We start from the raw sequence: 16,401 nt of genomic DNA on the forward strand, positions 1-16,401 counted from the left end.
GACATCGACTAGGCGCGGGCCCGCCCAGCAGGTCATAGGGCAGCCCAGTTGCCCCTTGCCTTACGGATGGGCTTCGCTCACCGCTGTGGACCGCAGGCATCGAGGCGGCCAGCGGAAGCCCCAGGCATGCGACAGCTACCTACTCCCCTGGCCTGCGAAAGCGCACCACTTGCGCACCACTTGAGGCGGGAACACACGGTATACAGCGGTCAATCCTGCTGCTCCGCCCCATCGGTCCACGGACGCCGAAGCCCAGGTCAGCAGCGTGATCGGCGAGTAGGGGACGAGGATTCCCAAGCTCATGGCTGCTGCGAGGTCGGGGGAGTTGCAGCTCTAGGTTGTCCAGAGTCAGCGTCCTGGATCTGGCTAGATCGAGAGTGGTCAACCGCATCCGGAGGCGAGCGGGTTCTGGATGGAGCGTCTGGTCGGTGTCGATGAAGTGATCGAGGCCGTCTGCGCGGTCTCAGTGGTGGTCTCAGTGGGCTGAGGATCTGGGCTCGTTCGAGGGTGTCCACAGGTGATCGGGGGGAGCCCTGAGCTGCCGTTTCGGGCGGGTGGAGGATGCCGGCGGACACCTCTGGAACAGAAGCGGACAACTCGTAATGCGTAGGTCTCGGGTTCGAATCCCGAAGGCGGCTCTGTAGAAGCCCCAGGACTCACTCGCCGTGACCTGGGGCTTTTGCTATTCACCGGATCTTGCGCCGCCGCCGTGCACGGGCCGCTCGGGTGCTCTCGTTCTCAGTTCTGGTCTCAGACACCGGATCGGGGCCGGGCATGAACCCCGCACCCATCCGGCGCATCGCCTCCCGCGAGAGCTCGGAGCGCCCCTTCCGTACCGCCGTGTCTGATGGTGGGCATGTCCACCCCCAACTCGTTGAGGATGGGTGCCGGCCGTGTGACGGCTCCAGCCGTGCTGACGAAGGACGTCACCTGCTCAGCCCCTCCTAGCAGGCCGGCGGACACCGTGGACATGGTTTGCTCAACCTCGCCCACGGAGCGCCCTTACCTCTCGATTCTGATTCCTGCTAAGTGCGCGTTAACAGGAGGGGTAAGGCCATGGTGCATGTGCGTCCAGGGACGATTGACGCCATCGAGGAACGTGTCGACAAGAACGATGGCGCCGCAGTCATCGGAAACATTCTGGTACGCAACCTTGAAGGCATGGAGCGGCTGCGCCTGACCCGGCTGGAAGCAGTGCAGGCACGGATCCATAGCCGTGGCCTGCGGACCTTCCCCGCACACCTCCACTACTCCGACGAAGACCGCATCTTTGCGGTCTACCGGCCTGAGCTGCTTGTCGTCGACGGTGCTGTCATGGTCTCGGATCCCGACATGCTCGAAGCGTGGAATTTTGTGCTCAATGCGCTTGGCGAGAGCCAAATCGGCCAACTCTACGTCTCTGTCCGCCGCTTCAAGACCATGATCTGCAAGCTCGCGCCCGCTCACCCCAAACTGCACTGGGAGTTCAAGCGACACGGTGCCGCCTAGGGCACCTGTCGGCTTGGCCCGCGGTGCTGTTTCTGCATGTGGGACTGCCATGCCCAGCGGGCGAGCCCGCCGACGGCCAGGGAGACGATGATGGCGCCCCAGTCGATGACGTGGGGGAGGCCGGGGAGGAAGGCGAAGCAGGCGAAGGACGCGGCGGCGCCGATGAGGAAGGCGGCGATGCCGGCGCGTCGGCGCTTGCCTTCCCAGGCGGGGTCTTCGGGCGCGGGCTGGCTGGTCATGTGCGGCTCACTTCGTGATGTGGTGGCACTGGCTGACCCGGCGCACGCCGTTGATGTTGAGGTGTGCGCATGCCTTGCCGTAGCGGGGCAGCGTTTGGGGCTTGTTGTCGCGCATCGGGTGGATCTCGCACTCGGTGTGCGTCTTGCCGGGCGAAGTGCGGTAGATCTTGTTGTTGGTGTCCGCGTAGGTGAAGTCGATGCGCCAGTTACAGAAGCCTGCGTTGAGGGCTCCGACGAATCCGCAGTCGACGCCGGCGTTCTGGTAGGTGATCTTCTTGCCGTCGCCGCGGATGGCGTGGGTGAACATGCAGCCTGTCGGAACGGTCATGGTGATACCGCCGACTTGGTAGTCGAAGCCGGCGACGGGCGTCGAGCCGATTGCGCCGGCGTGCGCCTCGGCGGGCGGTAAGACGGCCAGCGTGGCCGTCGTGGCGAGCGTGGCAATGATCCGGGCGGCGACGGGCTTCCCCATGGGTCGCCCTGCCGAGGAGCGGCCGATGAGGAGGTCGTCGCCGAACTGAGGTGGTGCTTGCCTTGGTCGGCGACGACCTGGAGTGCCGGTCTGGGTCATGGGGTGGGGGTGGGGGTGCCCGTGGGGGGTGTGAGGCGGACTGTGCTGAGGATGCGCATGATCAGGGAGTCGGGGATGGCGCCGGGGACGCCGGTGCGGCCGTAGAAGTCCCAGGCTGCGAAGGCGCCCTCGGAGTTCTTGAAGCCGAAGACGATCGCCTGGCCGTCGCCGGCGCAGCGGTTGGGTTGTTTGGCGCCCTCGGAGCGGGCTTTGACGTAGGTGCCCTTGAGGCCGTACTTGGTCGTGTACTCCACGGGCTTGTCCCACTTCACGACGCTCTTGTCGGGCTGGGTGAAGGCGGCGTAGACCCAGGTCGGGGCGTTCTTCTCGGCGACCTCCGTGGTGTCCTTGGCGCCTTCGGCCCCCTTGGTGCCGACGCTGCCGAGCGGGAAGTCGGAGACCGCGCCGTCGCCGTCGGCGTCGATGCTGCACCACTCGGACTTGTAGAACGCGGGCGCAGTGTGGCCGATGAGGATCTTGTCCGGGTCCTTGTCGTCCCCGTGGCCGCTGAAGACGTCGGGCGAGAGGACCTCCCAGTCCGGCGGCACGTCGAACGAGGTGCCGTACTTGGGGTTGACCACCGTCTTCCAGCCCGCGACGAGCGGCTTGGAGGGGTCCGGGGGGCCGTCCTGCTCGTCCCTGGTCATGATGACGGCGGTCACCGCGGCGATGGCCCCGACAGCCATCAGCGCCGTGAGCGCCATCGTGAGCCGGTTGGTGCGCCTCTGTGGGGGTTGCCTGGGTTCCGGGGGCTGTTGGAGGGGCGGCTGGTACAGGGCGCCCGGCTGGTCCGGCTGTTGGTACGGGTTCTGCACGTGCCCCTCCTGGGGTGCGGGACTGCGGGACTGCGGGACGCTACTTGCCGAACGAGAGGATCGCGCGGCTCTTCTTCTTGGGCTCCGGGCCGTAGACCCGGCCGTTGAGCAGGAACAGCCGTCCGCCCGCCCAGGTCGTGCGGACGCTGTGGGAGAAGAAGACGCTCGCGGCTCCGGCGGACACGGCCGGGCTCTGCAGGACGGGCTGCGAGGCGCCGTCCGCCGGTGCCAGCGAGACGACCGAGGCCGCCGCGCCGCTGCCGGGGGAGACGTACACGAGGACCCGGCCCTCCTCGATCGCCAGCGGCCACATGGTGCGGCCCTTGGGCTGTTCCGCGGATCGCCACCGCTCCTTGCCCGTGTTCAGGTCGACGGCGACGACCTGGTTGGTGTCCTCGGTGTCGAGGGTGGTGGCGGGCTTGCCCGCGCCGACGTAGAGGGTGTCGGCGTCGGCCACGGCGGCGTAGCACTCCTGGAACCCGCCCGCGTTGCCGAAGCCGTTGCACCGGCCGCTGACCCCGAACCCGGCGGCGGTCTGCGAGCGGACCTTGCCGTCGGCCGCGAACGCCGTGATGTTCCAGGTCTTGCGGTCCTCGTGGTGCGCGGTGACGACCAGAGGGTCCACGGAGAGCACCCGGCCGACGGTCCAGCCCTTGTCGTACTTGTAGTTCCACTTGGAGGCGCCCGTGGCCGGATCCAGCTCCTCGACCATCGACTGCCCGCGCGCGGTGGCGTCCTTCGGGTCGAAGCAGTTGCGCAGGCCGATCAGCCGGGATCCCCCGGCGAACCCGGACGGAGTGCAGCCCTCCGTCTTCGACGTGCCGAAGAGCTTCCTGCCGTCGGTGACCGAGAAGCCGCTCATAACGGCCGACCGGGCGAGGGCCACGGTGTCGCCGCTGATGGCGATCTCGAACTCGTTGGTGGTGTCGTAATCGTTCTCCGCCGGCACCGCCACCTTCCATCCGAGCTTGCCCGTGGCGAGGTCGATCAGCTGGAGGTGCGTGCAGTGCGAGCTGTCCGAGGTGCTCTCCTTCAGCCCGACGACCAGTTTTCCGTCCGCGGTCGGGACCCGTGGAACCGCGCACAGCCGGGTCGGGAGCGGGATCTTCCACTTGTCCTGGCCGTCGGCCGCCCCGTAGGCGGTGAGCTCGGTGGGGAGCGCCTTGACCACCACGTCGCCCACCCGCCACGGGCCGTACTGGGAGGTCCCCGAGCCGGCGACCTCGACCTCGTTGTCGCGCAGCCAGACCTTGGCCTCACCGGGCTGGATGCCGGCGTTGGGGTCGTAGGTGCCGGGACCGACGCCGGGGCCCTTGCCGTCGCCCTTGTCGATGGAGGGCGAGGCCGAGGGCTTGGCGTCGGACGGCTCGCCCCGGCCGCCGCCGACCGCGAGGTACACGCCGCCGCCGACGGTGAGCAGGACGGCCACGGCCAGTGCCGTCAGGACGGCAGGCCGGCCCTTGAACCGTCCGCCGCCGCGGCCGCCGCCGCCCGCGGGGCCGCCGGGCGCCGGGACCGGTTGTGGCCGTGGGGGCGCCGGGGGTTGGGGCTGCGCCGGGGGCTGTGGCTGTGCCTCCGCCGGCGGCTGCGGCCGCGGCTGCGGTTCGAACGGTTCGGGCGGGGGTCCGAAGCCGCCGCGCCACTGCTCATCGCTCATGGGGAGAGTGTGGCTGGTACCGGACCCTTTCTAGAATAGATTTTTAGACTACTTCGCCGTGCCCCTTCGGGTCGCCCGGCCGGGGGCGCAGGGCTACGTTGGATGCAGTGGGCTCCTGTCCTGGCGTGCGAGGAGGCCGGGTATGACTACGCATCGGCGCAGGTCAGCAGTCGTGGCGGTGGTAGCCGCCGGCCTCCTGTCGCTGCCCGTCGCGGCCCCCGCGTACGCCGAGGCCGGACCGGCGGCGGCGCCCGCGCCGACGGTGACGGCCCCGGTTCCGTCGCCCACGCCCGCCTCCGACGGGTTCCCGCGGCTGACCCCCGCCGTGGCCCGGCAGTTGGACGAGGCGATCCGCAAGGTCATGACCGACGCGAAGGTGCCCGGGGTGATCGTGGCCCTGTCGGCGCCGGGCAAGGGCGAGTACGTACGGGCCTTCGGCGTCGCCGACAAGGCGACGGGCGCGCCGATGACCCCCGGCCTGAACATGCGGATCGGCAGCGAGACGAAGACCTTCACCGTGACCGCCCTGCTGGAGCTGGTGGACGACGGCAAGGTCGGGCTGGACGACCCGATCGGCAAGTACGTCGCGGGGGTCCCGAACGGCGACCGCATCACCCTGCGCCAGCTGGCCGAGATGCGGAGCGGGCTGTTCAACTACTCCGAGGACGAGGGTTTCTTCAAGGCGCTGACCAGTGATCCCCGGCGGCCCTTCACCCCGCAGGAACTGCTCGCGTACTCCTTCAAGCACCCGGTGCTCTTCGAGCCGGGCGCGAAGTTCTACTACGACAACACCAACCTGATCCTGCTCGGGCTGGTGGTGGAGAAGGTCAGCGGCGTTCCCCTCGCCGACTACATCGACCGGGAGGTCGTCGAACCGGCCGGGCTGAAGCACACGCTGTTCCCCACGGGCGCGGAGTTCCCCGAACCGCACGCCCACGGCTACACGGACCAGACGGCCACCGGCAAGACCGAGGACGCCACCGACTGGAACCCGTCCTGGGGCTGGGCGGCCGGCGCGATGATCTCCGACCTCACCGACCTGCGGAGCTGGGCGAAGACCCTGGCGACCGGGACCCTGCTGACCCCCGCCACCCAGGCCGAGCGGCTGAAGGTGATCGACGCGCTCCCGGGCACCGGCTACGGCCTGGGCATCTTCAACGTCCACGGCTGGATCGGGCACAACGGCTCACTGCCCGGCTACGAGTCGCTGACCGTGTACCTGCCGCAGGCGCAGGCCACGCTGGTCGTGCTGCTCAACACCGACACCGCGTACCAGGGCAGCGAGCCCAGCACCCTGTTCGGCCGGGCGATCACCGAGATCGTGACCCCCGAGCACGTCTTCACCCTGCCCGCCCAGCCCGTCACCGGGCACTGAACGGGCTGCCTCGCGACGTGCACGGGCGCCCTCGCGACGTGCACGGGCGCCCTCGCGGCCGAACGGGCCGCCCCGCGGCCGCTGGTGCGGATCCGCACCGTCCGTGCACCATGGTCGCGGCGCGCGAGACACCGTCCAGGGAGATGTGAGACGTACATGAGCGGTCAGGCAGCAGCACAGCAGGACGTCCAGCCCCCGCAGGGGGAGGGCGGGGCAGCGGGCACGGGCACGGTGGCCGTCCGGGCCGCCGGCGAGGCGGACGTCGACACGGCGGCCGCGCTGTTCCGCGGCTACCTCGACTTCTACGAGGTGGACCTCGAAGACCCGGACGGTCCGCGGGAGTTCCTCGCCGAGCGGATCGCGAAGGACGAGTCGCTCGTCCTGCTCGCCGAGGTCCCGGGGCTCGGCACGGTCGGCTTCGCGCAGGTCTACCGGGCCTTCTCGTCCCTCTCCCTGAGCACCGCCTGGGTGCTCAACGACCTCTACGTCGCCCCCGCCGGCCGCCGCACCGGCGCCGGCCGGGCGCTGCTGCGCGAGGTGCTGCGCCGGGCCCGCGAGGCCGGGGTGTCCGGCGTACAGCTGGAGACCGCGTACGACAACACGGTCGCGCAAGGGCTGTACGAGGCGGAGGGCTTCGTCCGTGAGGAGTTCCACGTGTACTTCCACGATCTGGGCTGACCGGCACCGGCAGCGGGATGAAACATTTCCGCACGGTCGCTGCGTCAATGGGGTGAGACGGACGCGAGGGGGAACGAATGCGGCACGGTCGCAGAGACGGGTTCCGTGAGTTCGCGGCGAGCCGGTCGGGCCATCTGTACCGGTCGGCCTGTCTGCTGGCGAGCGGGGACACCCATCTCGCGGAGGACCTGGTGCAGGAGACCCTGGGCCGGATGTACCTGCGCTGGGGGCGGATCTCCCGTATCGACAATCCGGCGGCGTACGCGCAGACGGTGCTGGTACGGGCCTTCCTCACGCACCAGCGCCGCCGGTCGGCGGGAGAGCGCCCGGTCGGGGAGTTCCCCGACTCGGGTGCGCCGGCCGCAGCGGCCGGCGGCGGCGCCGATCCGGAGCTGCGGCTGACGCTGCTGGAGGCGCTGGGGCGGCTGGCTCCCAAGGACCGGGCTGTGCTGGTGCTGCGGTACTGGGAGGACCGCAGCGTCGAGGAGACCGCGGACGCGATGAACGCCAGCTCGGCGGCGGTCCGCACCCGGACCTCGCGGGCGCTGGCCCGGCTGCGGGAGCAACTGGGCGGGAGCCTCACCGCGTTCGCGGAGCTCTGAGGACGACGCCGGTCCGGCCGTGCGCGGCCGGACCGGGTCCCCGGGTCCCGTTCCCCTCTCTTTCCTCACCCCACCCTTGAAACGGAAGGTCTACTTCCCATGCCCTTCGAAGATGAACTCGGCGTAGCCCTCCGGCGTGCGGGGGACGGTTTCACGGCCGACCGGGACGCCCTCGTGGAAGCCGGCCGGCAGCGCGGCCGGCGGCTGGTGGTGCGCCGCCGGGCCGCCGTGGCCGGCGGATCGGCGGTGGCCCTGGCCCTGATCGCAACGGCGGGCGCCTACTCCGGCGGCCTGTTCGAGGGCACCGGAGGCGCCCCCTCGGTCTACGTGGCGGCGCCGCCGACCCCGACAGGCGACGACAGCGGGCCGCGGGCCGGCTCGGGCGTCGTCACGGCCGAGCAGATGATCGCGAACCTGCGGGCGCTCCTGCCCGGCGGGCAGCTGACCGGGCCGGTGGGGCGGGGGACGGACGACCAGGTGCCGGCCGCCTCCGGCGTGTACGACGACGGGAAGGGCAAGGCGGCCGTCAGCATCAGCCTCAGCCGGGTGGACCCGGAGGGCAGCCAGGCCCGCGGGGGGACCGAGTGCGGGGACAAGAACCTGGAGCAGTACGACTACTGCCGGACCGAGCAGTTGGCGGACGGCTCGACGGTGATGCTCCACAAGGGGTACGAGTACACGGACCGGCGGGAGGACACCAAGGTCTGGCGGGCCGTGCGGGTGACCCCGCAGGGCTTCATGGTCGAGGCGAACGAGTGGAACGCCCCCGCCGAGAAGGGCGCGGCCGTCTCCCGGAGCAACCCGCCCCTGCCGATCGACCAGTTGAAGTCCGTGGTCACCTCGGAGCTGTGGTACCCGGCGCTGAACGACCTGCCGGCGGCCGAACCGGAGGCACAGCCGGGGTCGGAGGCCCGGACCGGGTCGGCGACCGCGCTGCGGGACCGGCAGGCCGTGGAGGCGCTGGACGACCTGCTGGCCGGAGCGGGGATCAAGATCCCGGTCGTCTCCAAAGGCGGGGAGGGCCGTTACGGCTACGTCGTCCTCGACGACGGCAAGGGCAAGTCCCTGGTCCAGCTCAACGTGAGCGAGAACCGTGGTGACTCCGCCAACTCCGGCTTCGCGGGCCCCAATCTGCCCCCGCAGGCGGACGGCACCCTGGTGCGGGTCACGCAGGGCCCCGGCGAGAAGGGCAAGGGCGTGACCGAGTGGAAGGTGGACACCATCCGCACGGACGGGCTGCGGGTGGTGGTCTCGGCCTTCAACACCGCCGACCAGAGCGGTACGGCCACCCGCGGGGAGCCCGCGCTGACGCTGGACCAGCTGAAGGCGCTCGTGCTCGCCCCGGGGTGGAACCGGACCCGCAACTAGGCTGTCCCTCCACGTCCCGGCCGGCCGCTATTTGGCGTCGGCGTAGCACTCCACGACCGCCGTGGTGAACGGGAACCGGACCGGGGTGTCGCCGAAGGCGATCCGGCCGGCCCGGTCGCCGGCGGCGCGGATCGCCTCCACGACGGCCTCGGCCTCCCCGGCCGGACAGTGCACGATCACCTCGTCGTGCTGGAAGAACACCAGCTCGGCACGCATCCCGGCGGTCGCCTGCCGAAGGGCCGCGAGCAGCAGCAGGGCCCAGTCGGCGGCGCTGCCCTGGACCACGAAGTTACGGGTGAACCGGCCGCGGGCCCGGGAGTTGGTGGAGGCGTAGCTCGGGGTCCAGCCGTCGCCGTCCCCGTCCTGGGGGATCCCGGCCTCGCCCCCGCCCGGCTCGCCGTCACCGTCGTCGTCGCGGGCGGAGACGGGCGGCGGACAGGTGCGGCCGAGCCAGGTCCGTACGAGCCGCCCCTCCTCGCCCGCCTTCGCGGCGTCGTCCACGTACGCGACGGCCCGGGGGAAGCGGCGGCGGAGCGCGGCCAGGTTCTTCAGGCCGTCCCCGGAGGTCTGGCCGTAGACGGCGCCGAGGACGGCGATCTTGGCCTTGTCCCGGTCGCCGGAGAAGCCCTGCCGGGAGACGGCCGTGTAGAGGTCCTCCGGCCGGCCCGCCACCTCCATGAAGGCGGGGTCGCGGGAGATCGCGGCGAGCACGCGCGGTTCCATCTGGTCGGCGTCGGCCACGACGAGCCGCCAGCCGGGGTCGGCGACCACCGCCCGGCGGATCACCTTGGGGATCTGCAGCGCGCCGCCGCCGTTGGTGACCCAGCGGCCGGTCAGGGTGCCGCCGGGGATGAACTCCGGGCGGAAGCGGCCGTCGTGGACCCAGTCCGCGAGCCAGCTCCAGCCGTGGGCGGTGTAGATCCGGTACAGCTTCTTGTACGCGAGCAACGGCTCCACGGCGGGGTGGTCCAGTTCCTGGATCTCCCACCGGCGGGTGGACTTGAGCTTGATCCCGGCCTCGGCGAAGGCCTTGATGACGTCGGCCGGCAGGTCGGGACGCACCCGCCTGCCGAAGGCGGCCGAGACGCGGTCGGCCAGCTCGGCGAGGCGCCGGGGCTCCCCGCCGCCCGCGTACCGCTCGCCGAGCAGTTCGGTCAGCAGGGCGCGGTGCACGTCGGCCCGCCAGGGCAGGCCCGCGCGGTTCATCTCGGCGGCGACGAGGAAGGCCGCGGACTCGGCGGCGGTGAGCAGCCGCATCCGGTCGGGGTGGGCGGTGGCGCCGAGCCGTTTCGCCTGGTCGGCGTGGACGGCGAGGAGGGCGTCCAGGGGGACGGGGGTCGGCTGCGGGTCGAAGAGGGAGTCCTGGGTGCGGGGCTCGGCGGCGCGCGGGCGCGGATCGGGCGGTACGGGGGCGTTGGTGAGGCGGGCCCAGGCGGCGGCCGCCGAGCGGGGCTCGCCGAAGCGGCCCTCATGGCCGAGGAGCAGCAGCTCGGCGTCCTCGATGTCGTGGCAGCGCTCGACGCGGGCGCCGGCCGCGAGCAGGCGGGGGTACACGGCGGCGGTGGACCGCCAGACCCAGCGGGTGCCGGGCGGGGCGGCGCGGACCGCGTCGGCGGGGTCGCGGACGCGGAGCCGGGTCCCCTCCGAGGGGGGTACGGGGGCCGCGTGCCACCAGCCGTCGGCGTCCTCGGCGAGGGCCCAGCGGGGGGTGGGGTCGCTCATGGGGGCGAGTGTCCCACCGGGGTCTGACAGGGGTGGTGTGGCCGGGCCGGGGCCGCGGGCCGTTGCCGGGTGCGGCGCCGTTGCGGGGGCTCCGCCCCCGAGCCCCCGCGCCTCAAACGCCGGCGGGGCTGGAGTGGGGACATGCCAAGCTGGGAGGTGTGAGAGACCTTGCCGCGACCGTTGACCGGGCCTTTGCCGCCGCCCTCTATGCCCAGGATGACGCCGGGCTGGACACCGGGGCTTCGTTGCTCGTTGCCGATCAGGGGCAGTGGGGCGGGGTCGGGCGGGAGCTGCTGGCGCGCGGGGAGGCGTACGTACGGCAGGGCTGGGAGCGGGGGTGGCAGCCGGCGGACGTGCTGCGGCTGGTCCGGCGGGACCTCGACGAGCGGCACCTGCGGATCACCGGGGACCTGATCGCCGCCGAGGCGCGCCGCTACGCGCGGCTGCCCGAGCGGTGGACCGACGCCGAGGTGTGGTGGACGGGCGACGGCACGTACGCCGAGCAGCTCGCGCAGCGGGAACGGGCGGACCGGTTCACGCTGGCCACCGCCTTCCTGGAGGTGCTGCGGCTGCTGATCCGGCTGCCCTCCATCGAACCGGTGGGTCCGGTTCCCGGGGACCCGGCCGCCGACGCCCTGGAGCACGCGCACATCGAGCCGCGCATGCTGGGCCGGATCCGGGCGCTGCTCGCCAAGGCCGAGGCGACCACCTTCCCGGAGGAGGCGGAGGCGCTCAGCGCCAAGGCCCAGGAGCTGATGGCCCGGCACACCGTCGACGAGGCGCTGCTCGCGGCGAGCGGCAAGGGGCCGGCGCAGGTGCCCGGAGCCTGCCGGATCGGCGTCGAGCCGCCGTACGAGGAGGCGAAGGCGGTGCTGCTCGACGCGGTGGCCACCGCCAACCGCTGCCGGGCGGTGTGGAACAGCGGCTTCGAGTTCTCCACGGTCGTCGGCTTCGAGAGCGACCTGGAGGCGGTCGAGCTGCTCTACACCTCGCTGCTCGTCCAGGGCACGGCGGCGATGACCCGTGCCGAGGCCGCGCAGCGCTCGGGCGGACGCAAGCGGACGAAGACCTTCAGGCAGTCCTTCCTGCTCGCCTACGCCAGCCGGCTCGGCCACCGGCTCGCCGAGACGGCCGAACACACGGCGAGCGAGGCCCCGGACAACCTGCCCGCGCTCGTGGCGCGGGATGTCGCCGTCACCTCGCGGGCGGACGAGATGTTCCCCCGCACCACGACCACCCGGCTGCGCGGCGCCACCGACCACGCGGGCTGGGAGGACGGCACGGCCGCCGCCGACGCCGCCCACGTGGGGGGCCGGAGCAAGCCCCTGCCCCGGTAGCCGTCAGGGCCTCGGGTCGTCCTCCGCGCGCAGGGCCCGGGCCTCCGACTTCAGGATGCGCACCGATCTGCCCAGCGAGCGGGCCATGTCGGGCAGCCTCTTGGAACCGAACACCAGCAGGCAGACCACGAGGACGATCAGCAGGTGCCAGGGCTGGACGGCGTTGTGGAACACGGGCGTTCCCCTTTCGGACGATCGGCCCATGGAACAGGCAGGTCGGCGGTCCGGACAAATCTGAAGAAGTCCTGAAAGCCGTTACCTTGGCGCCATGAGCTGGTTCCGGGCACTGAAGGAGGCCGCCCGGTCGGGCATGACCGTCGAGCGGACCCGCCTCGAACCGCTCGTCGCGCTGCGCGCCGCCGCCGGTCTCGCGATCGTCATCGGCGCCGGGCTCGCCCTCCTCGGACCGGGCGCGGCGGCCAGTTCCGCCTTCGGCGCCTTCATGGCCGCCATCGCCACCTTCCAGCAGAGCTGGCGCCCGCGTCCGGGGCTCGCCCTCGCCTCGGGACTGACCCTGGCCGTCTCCACCTTCGTCGGGTACCTCGTCGGCTCCTCGGACCTCGGGCTCTTCCTCGTCCTGCTCGCGGTGTGGACCTTCGCCGCGAGCATGCTGTGGGCGGCCGGCCCCACCGCCGGGATCATCGCCTCCGGCAACGTCGCGGTCATGCTCGTCACCGTCACCCTGCCCACCTCCGTCCCGCAGGCGGCCGGGCACGCCGCGATGATCGCCGCCGGCGGGGTGGTCCAGGCCCTGCTGATCGTGCTCTTCCCGGTCCGCCGCTGGGGCGCCCAGCGCGACGCCCTGGCCGACGCGCTCGCCGCCGAGGCCGACTACGCCCGCAGGCTGCGCCAGGATCCCGTCGCCCCCTTCGACCCCGCGCCCCTGATGCGGGCGCGGGCGGCCGCCACCGTCACCCCGCGCCAGGCCCGGCGGCGCCCCGCCGAGCTGCACGGGGCGCGGGGGCTCGCGGAGCGGATCCGTCCGGTGCTGGCCTCGCTCGCCGATCCGGCCGTCGGGGCGCCCGCCGAGGGCCCCGGCCGGGACCGCGTACGGGAACTGCTCGCCGCCGCCGGGTCGGTCCTGGACGCGGCCGCGCACGCGATCCGGCACGGGGAACCGGTGCGCCTGCCCGCGCCGTCGCTGGCGGTCCTCAAGTCCCCGGACACGCCGGACCTCCTCACCGGCGCGCCCCTGCGGGCCGCACGCCGGCTCGCCGCCCTGCTGGACGACGTACTCGAGACGGCCGAGCCGGGATCCGGGCGCACGGCCGATCCCGGGGAGTCGATGCTGCGGCCCACCCTGTTCGGGCTGGTGCCGCCGGTGCTGGGCGCCGTACGGGCCGAACTGCGGCCCGGGTCACCGATCCTGCGGCACGCCCTGCGGGTGACCGCCGTGAGCTGCGCCGGCCTGGCGATCGGCCACGCGCTGCCGTTCGGGCACCCGTACTGGGCCCCGATGGCCTCGGTGATGATCATGCGGCCGGACTTCTCCCAGACCTACGCGCGGGCCGTCGCCCGCTTCGGCGGCACCCTCGTCGGGGTCGCCGTCGCCACCGGGGTGGTGCAGCTCTTCCAGCCGGGCATGTACCTGTCCGGCTTCCTCGCCGTGGTCAGTGCCGGGCTGATGTACGCCCTGATGCGCACCGGGTACGCCGTCGCGCAGCTCTTCGTCTCCGCGTACGTGGTCTTCCTGCTCGGCATGGGCGGGGTCCGCTGGGACCAGAGCGTGCCCGACCGGGTCGCCCTCACCCTGGTCGGCGGAGTGCTCGCGATGATCGGCTACGCGCTCTACCCGGCCTGGGAGACCCCGCGGCTGCGGACCCGCCTCGCCGACTGGATCGCGGCCGACGGGCGGTACGCGGCCGCGGTGCTCGGCCAGTACGCCGACCCGGCCGGGGCCCGGCGCGCCGATGTGCGCGAGGCCCTGCTGGCCGCCCGCGACGCGCGGATCGCCTGGCACGAAGCGGTGGGCCGGGCCGAGGGGGAACCGGTGCGGCACCGGGGGCTGTCCCGCGCGGCCGCGGAGCAGGCGGGCGACGCCCTCGCCGCGCTGGGCCGGGGCGCGATGCTCCTGGAGGCCCACGTCCCGGACCGCGGGCACGCTCCGGTCCCGGGCGCGGCCGACCTGGCCGAGGCGCTGCACCGGGCGACCGAGGCGGGCGCCAAGGCGGTGCGGGAGCGCCGGGTGCCGCAGTGGGACGGGGTCAGGGAGGTGCTGGCCGCCTGGGACGCCCCCGAGCCGGGGGTGCTGCGCGGGGCCGCCGGGCAGCTGCTGGACTCGCTGGACGAGGTGGCGGAGGCCCTTCGGCCGTGAGGGCGGACCTGTCTGTGATCAACGGACCACCCCGCGTGCACGTGCATCTGCCCGTGCAGGAGCCATTGAACACAGCTATGATCCGGAGGAGTTGACATCTGCACTATCGGGGGCTTCCTGTGGACCACGCGTACAACGGGATGGCAGCTGCAGAACTCGCTTCCTTGTTTGAGCTGACGTGGCAGAAGAGCAGACACAGCAACTCGCAGGGTTCCTGCGTGGAGTTCGCGAAGCTGCCGGGCGGCGACGTCGCCATGCGCAATTCGCGCTTTCCGGACGGACCGGCGCTCGTCTACACGCCGGCCGAGATAGAGGCCCTGCTCCTGGGCGTCAAAGACGGCGAGTTCGATCACTTGATCGGCTGACGGAACGGCGCATTCATCAAGCCATGCACGTGCACTGGCCGGGACCGATCGCAGTGATCGATCCCGGCCAGTTGTCTTGACCGTCGCCCTTGTTTTCAGTCGTGGAGCAGGAACAGCGCCCAGACCACCTTGCCGGTGAGCCGCCCCGCGAGCGGGTGCCAGCCCCAGCTGTCGCTGTATGAGTCCACCAGGAACAGCCCGCGCCCGGACTCCAGGTCGAAGTTCTCCTCCGTGCGCTCCGGTGAGAAGGCCCCGCCGGGCCGGTCCTCGCTGGGGTCGCGCACCGCGCACACCAGCCGGGTGCTCCACCGCATCAGGTGCAGCCGCACCGGCGGCTCCGGCTCCGCGTCCGCGCACCGCGCGTCCTCCGGCAGGGCATGGCGCAGCGCGTTGGTGACGAGTTCGGAGACGACGAGGGCCACATCGTCGAAGCGGTCGTCGAGGCCCCACTGGGAGAGCGTCGACCGGGTGAAAGTGCGCGCGCCCCGCACCGCGTCGAACCGTGCGGGCAGAGCGCAGGAGGCGGACCCGGAGACAGCCGTGGGGTCGACCGGGGGAAGCCCCTGCCGTAACGGCTCGAGCATGGTCGATCCATTCGTCCCCATGCGAGGCACTCCCGGGATTCGCGGACGAAGCGGCGGCTTTGTCCAAAGAGAACTGCGGGGTGGGTCCGGCGCCGGCGCGAAGAGCACGCAGGTGCGCGGGGACCATCGTTCCGAATGCGCGAGCCGGATGCAAGGGCAGATGCACGTGCACGCGCCGGACCTGTCCACTCCCGTGACGGTTCTTGCTCATTTCTTCCTACGCATACTTACGGACTTCTTTTCCCGGAGGCGGGATTCCGTTACAGAACGAGTACGGGCCGATGCGTTTTGGTGGCAGACTGCGGGCCCTGGGGTACGGGGGCCCCGCGACGCACGCGCACACCACGCGCACGCCAATGCGATGGGGAGGGCAGTACTAGTGACCGCAGAAGCAAGCGGTTCTGTGGTGCGCCGCATCCTCCTGGGCTCCCAGCTCAGGCGACTCCGAGAATCCCGCGGCATCACCCGTGAGGCGGCCGGCTACTCGATCCGCGCATCCGAATCGAAGATCAGCCGCTTGGAGTTGGGAAGGGTGAGCTTCAAGGCGAGGGACGTAGAGGACCTCCTGACGCTCTACGGGGTCACGGACACCGCGGAGCGCGAGTCCCTGCTGGGGTTGGTGCGCGAGGCCAACGCGACGGGCTGGTGGCACAGTTACGGCGACGTGCTGCCGGGCTGGTTCCAGACGTACATCGGCCTGGAGGGCGCCGCCTCGCTCATCCGGATCTACGAGGTCCAGTTCGTCCACGGTCTGTTGCAGACGGAGGCCTACGCCCACGCCGTCGTCAGCCGCGGCATGCCGGGTGCCACCGCCGCCGAGATCGACCGCCGCGTGGCCCTGCGCCTGGAGCGGCAGAAGGTCCTCGTCTCCGAGAACGCCCCGGTCTTCCACGCCGTCCTCGACGAGGCCGCGCTGCGCCGCCCGTACGGCGACCGCGACGTCATGCGCGGCCAGCTGGAGCACCTCATCGAGGTCTCCCAGCGGCCCAACGTGCAGCTCCAGGTGATGCCCTTCTCCTTCGGCGGCCACGCGGGCGAGAGCGGAGCCTTCACCCTGCTGCGCTTCCCCGAGTCGGACCTCCAGGACATCGTCTATCTGGAACAGCTCACCAGCGCCCTCTACCTGGACAAAGACGAGGAAGTGGGCCAGTACGGGCGGGCGATGGAGCGGCTCCAGGCCGACTGCCCCGATCCCGACCGGACCAGGGATCTTCTCCGTGGCCTGCTCCAACTGTCTTGATTCGCACGTAGTATGACGTCTGATCAGTGCATGATGACCGATCGGT

At 71.8% G+C, this 16,401-nt stretch carries 16 protein-coding genes, 1 tRNA gene and 1 pseudogene; 10 read left to right on the forward strand and 8 right to left on the reverse strand.

What is annotated here, in order from left to right:
* Positions 1 to 540: 540 nt before the first annotated feature.
* Positions 541 to 638: transfer RNA gene (locus tag AB0D29_RS02065), tRNA-Thr, on the forward strand.
* Between the two features lie 48 nt (positions 639 to 686).
* Here the strand turns inward: AB0D29_RS02065 and AB0D29_RS02070 are convergent.
* Positions 687 to 904: pseudogene (locus tag AB0D29_RS02070) on the reverse strand (integrase); the annotation flags it as partial.
* A gap of 152 nt (positions 905 to 1,056) precedes the next feature.
* Between AB0D29_RS02070 and AB0D29_RS02075 the strand changes: the two are divergent.
* Positions 1,057 to 1,488, forward strand: a complete 432-nt coding sequence (locus AB0D29_RS02075) for a hypothetical protein (protein ID WP_362851716.1) — start codon at positions 1,057 to 1,059, stop codon at positions 1,486 to 1,488.
* Here the strand turns inward: AB0D29_RS02075 and AB0D29_RS02080 are convergent.
* From AB0D29_RS02080 to AB0D29_RS02095, 4 genes are all read right to left on the reverse strand, one after another.
* Complete coding sequence (locus AB0D29_RS02080) at positions 1,485 to 1,727, reverse strand: hypothetical protein (RefSeq protein ID WP_362851717.1); 243 nt, start codon at positions 1,725 to 1,727, stop codon at positions 1,485 to 1,487. The two genes, AB0D29_RS02075 and AB0D29_RS02080, sit on opposite strands and share 4 nt — an antisense overlap.
* Before the next feature lie 7 nt (positions 1,728 to 1,734).
* A complete protein-coding gene (locus AB0D29_RS02085; protein WP_362851718.1) occupies positions 1,735 to 2,199 on the reverse strand; it encodes a hypothetical protein in 465 nt (154 codons plus the stop codon).
* A gap of 95 nt (positions 2,200 to 2,294) precedes the next feature.
* Positions 2,295 to 3,113 (reverse strand): hypothetical protein, encoded by an 819-nt coding sequence (locus AB0D29_RS02090; protein ID WP_362851719.1) that lies wholly within the window; start codon positions 3,111 to 3,113, stop codon positions 2,295 to 2,297.
* Between the two features lie 40 nt (positions 3,114 to 3,153).
* On the reverse strand, positions 3,154 to 4,770 hold the full coding sequence (locus tag AB0D29_RS02095) for a PQQ-binding-like beta-propeller repeat protein (RefSeq protein WP_362851720.1): 1,617 nt from the start codon (positions 4,768 to 4,770) through the stop codon (positions 3,154 to 3,156).
* Positions 4,771 to 4,912: 142 nt separating this feature from the next.
* On the opposite strand from AB0D29_RS02095, the gene AB0D29_RS02100 reads away from it, so the two are divergent.
* From AB0D29_RS02100 to AB0D29_RS02115, 4 genes are all read left to right on the forward strand, one after another.
* Positions 4,913 to 6,145, forward strand: a complete 1,233-nt coding sequence (locus AB0D29_RS02100; protein WP_362851721.1) for a serine hydrolase domain-containing protein — start codon at positions 4,913 to 4,915, stop codon at positions 6,143 to 6,145.
* Between the two features lie 156 nt (positions 6,146 to 6,301).
* Positions 6,302 to 6,823, forward strand: coding sequence for a GNAT family N-acetyltransferase (locus AB0D29_RS02105; protein WP_362851722.1), 522 nt, complete (start codon positions 6,302 to 6,304; stop codon positions 6,821 to 6,823).
* A gap of 77 nt (positions 6,824 to 6,900) precedes the next feature.
* The gene (locus tag AB0D29_RS02110) at positions 6,901 to 7,425 is read left to right on the forward strand and encodes a SigE family RNA polymerase sigma factor (RefSeq protein ID WP_362851723.1); all 525 of its coding nucleotides are present in this window, start codon (positions 6,901 to 6,903) and stop codon (positions 7,423 to 7,425) included.
* Between the two features lie 99 nt (positions 7,426 to 7,524).
* Positions 7,525 to 8,793, forward strand: a complete 1,269-nt coding sequence (locus AB0D29_RS02115; protein WP_362851724.1) for a hypothetical protein — start codon at positions 7,525 to 7,527, stop codon at positions 8,791 to 8,793.
* Between the two features lie 27 nt (positions 8,794 to 8,820).
* On the opposite strand, the gene AB0D29_RS02120 is transcribed toward AB0D29_RS02115, so the two are convergent.
* The gene (locus AB0D29_RS02120; RefSeq protein ID WP_362851725.1) at positions 8,821 to 10,515 is read right to left on the reverse strand and encodes a bifunctional 3'-5' exonuclease/DNA polymerase; all 1,695 of its coding nucleotides are present in this window, start codon (positions 10,513 to 10,515) and stop codon (positions 8,821 to 8,823) included.
* A gap of 158 nt (positions 10,516 to 10,673) precedes the next feature.
* On the opposite strand from AB0D29_RS02120, the gene AB0D29_RS02125 reads away from it, so the two are divergent.
* On the forward strand, positions 10,674 to 11,852 hold the full coding sequence (locus AB0D29_RS02125) for a DUF2786 domain-containing protein (protein WP_362851726.1): 1,179 nt from the start codon (positions 10,674 to 10,676) through the stop codon (positions 11,850 to 11,852).
* 3 nt (positions 11,853 to 11,855) lie between these two features.
* Here AB0D29_RS02125 and tatA read toward each other — a convergent pair whose 3' ends face one another.
* Positions 11,856 to 12,026, reverse strand: coding sequence for a Sec-independent protein translocase subunit TatA (tatA, locus tag AB0D29_RS02130; protein WP_351286428.1), 171 nt, complete (start codon positions 12,024 to 12,026; stop codon positions 11,856 to 11,858).
* A gap of 94 nt (positions 12,027 to 12,120) precedes the next feature.
* Here tatA and AB0D29_RS02135 point away from each other — a divergent pair, with 94 nt between their 5' ends.
* Together AB0D29_RS02135 and AB0D29_RS02140 are read left to right on the forward strand one after the other, a co-directional pair.
* The gene (locus AB0D29_RS02135; protein ID WP_362851727.1) at positions 12,121 to 14,166 is read left to right on the forward strand and encodes an FUSC family protein; all 2,046 of its coding nucleotides are present in this window, start codon (positions 12,121 to 12,123) and stop codon (positions 14,164 to 14,166) included.
* Between the two features lie 119 nt (positions 14,167 to 14,285).
* Entirely contained in the window at positions 14,286 to 14,531 is a 246-nt protein-coding gene (locus AB0D29_RS02140; protein ID WP_030656519.1) for a DUF397 domain-containing protein, read from the forward strand.
* A 95-nt stretch (positions 14,532 to 14,626) separates the two neighbouring features.
* Here AB0D29_RS02140 and AB0D29_RS02145 read toward each other — a convergent pair whose 3' ends face one another.
* Entirely contained in the window at positions 14,627 to 15,136 is a 510-nt protein-coding gene (locus AB0D29_RS02145) for an ATP-binding protein (protein ID WP_362851728.1), read from the reverse strand.
* 340 nt (positions 15,137 to 15,476) lie between these two features.
* Between AB0D29_RS02145 and AB0D29_RS02150 the strand changes: the two genes are divergently transcribed.
* Positions 15,477 to 16,355 carry a helix-turn-helix transcriptional regulator gene (locus tag AB0D29_RS02150; RefSeq protein ID WP_351587421.1) on the forward strand — a complete coding sequence of 293 codons (879 nt, stop codon included), beginning with the start codon at positions 15,477 to 15,479 and terminating at the stop codon, positions 16,353 to 16,355.
* The last annotated feature ends 46 nt before the right edge of the window (positions 16,356 to 16,401 follow it).

The organism is Streptomyces sp. NPDC048424 (assembly GCF_040651555.1).
Classification (GTDB): domain Bacteria; phylum Actinomycetota; class Actinomycetes; order Streptomycetales; family Streptomycetaceae; genus Streptomyces.

Bases quoted from the DNA above. Each gene is read 5' to 3' on its own strand.
- AB0D29_RS02145 (WP_362851728.1), bottom strand. From the start codon at position 15,136: ATGGGGACGAATGGATCGACCATGCTCGAGCCGTTACGGCAGGGGCTT.
- AB0D29_RS02150 (WP_351587421.1), top strand. From the start codon at position 15,477: ATGGGGAGGGCAGTACTAGTGACCGCAGAAGCAAGCGGTTCTGTGGTG.
- AB0D29_RS02110 (WP_362851723.1), top strand. From the start codon at position 6,901: ATGCGGCACGGTCGCAGAGACGGGTTCCGTGAGTTCGCGGCGAGCCGG.
- AB0D29_RS02105 (WP_362851722.1), top strand. From the start codon at position 6,302: ATGAGCGGTCAGGCAGCAGCACAGCAGGACGTCCAGCCCCCGCAGGGG.
- AB0D29_RS02075 (WP_362851716.1), top strand. From the start codon at position 1,057: ATGGTGCATGTGCGTCCAGGGACGATTGACGCCATCGAGGAACGTGTC.
- AB0D29_RS02080 (WP_362851717.1), bottom strand. From the start codon at position 1,727: ATGACCAGCCAGCCCGCGCCCGAAGACCCCGCCTGGGAAGGCAAGCGC.
- AB0D29_RS02095 (WP_362851720.1), bottom strand. From the start codon at position 4,770: ATGAGCGATGAGCAGTGGCGCGGCGGCTTCGGACCCCCGCCCGAACCG.
- AB0D29_RS02085 (WP_362851718.1), bottom strand. From the start codon at position 2,199: ATGGGGAAGCCCGTCGCCGCCCGGATCATTGCCACGCTCGCCACGACG.
- AB0D29_RS02135 (WP_362851727.1), top strand. From the start codon at position 12,121: ATGAGCTGGTTCCGGGCACTGAAGGAGGCCGCCCGGTCGGGCATGACC.
- AB0D29_RS02100 (WP_362851721.1), top strand. From the start codon at position 4,913: ATGACTACGCATCGGCGCAGGTCAGCAGTCGTGGCGGTGGTAGCCGCC.
- AB0D29_RS02115 (WP_362851724.1), top strand. From the start codon at position 7,525: ATGCCCTTCGAAGATGAACTCGGCGTAGCCCTCCGGCGTGCGGGGGAC.
- AB0D29_RS02120 (WP_362851725.1), bottom strand. From the start codon at position 10,515: ATGAGCGACCCCACCCCCCGCTGGGCCCTCGCCGAGGACGCCGACGGC.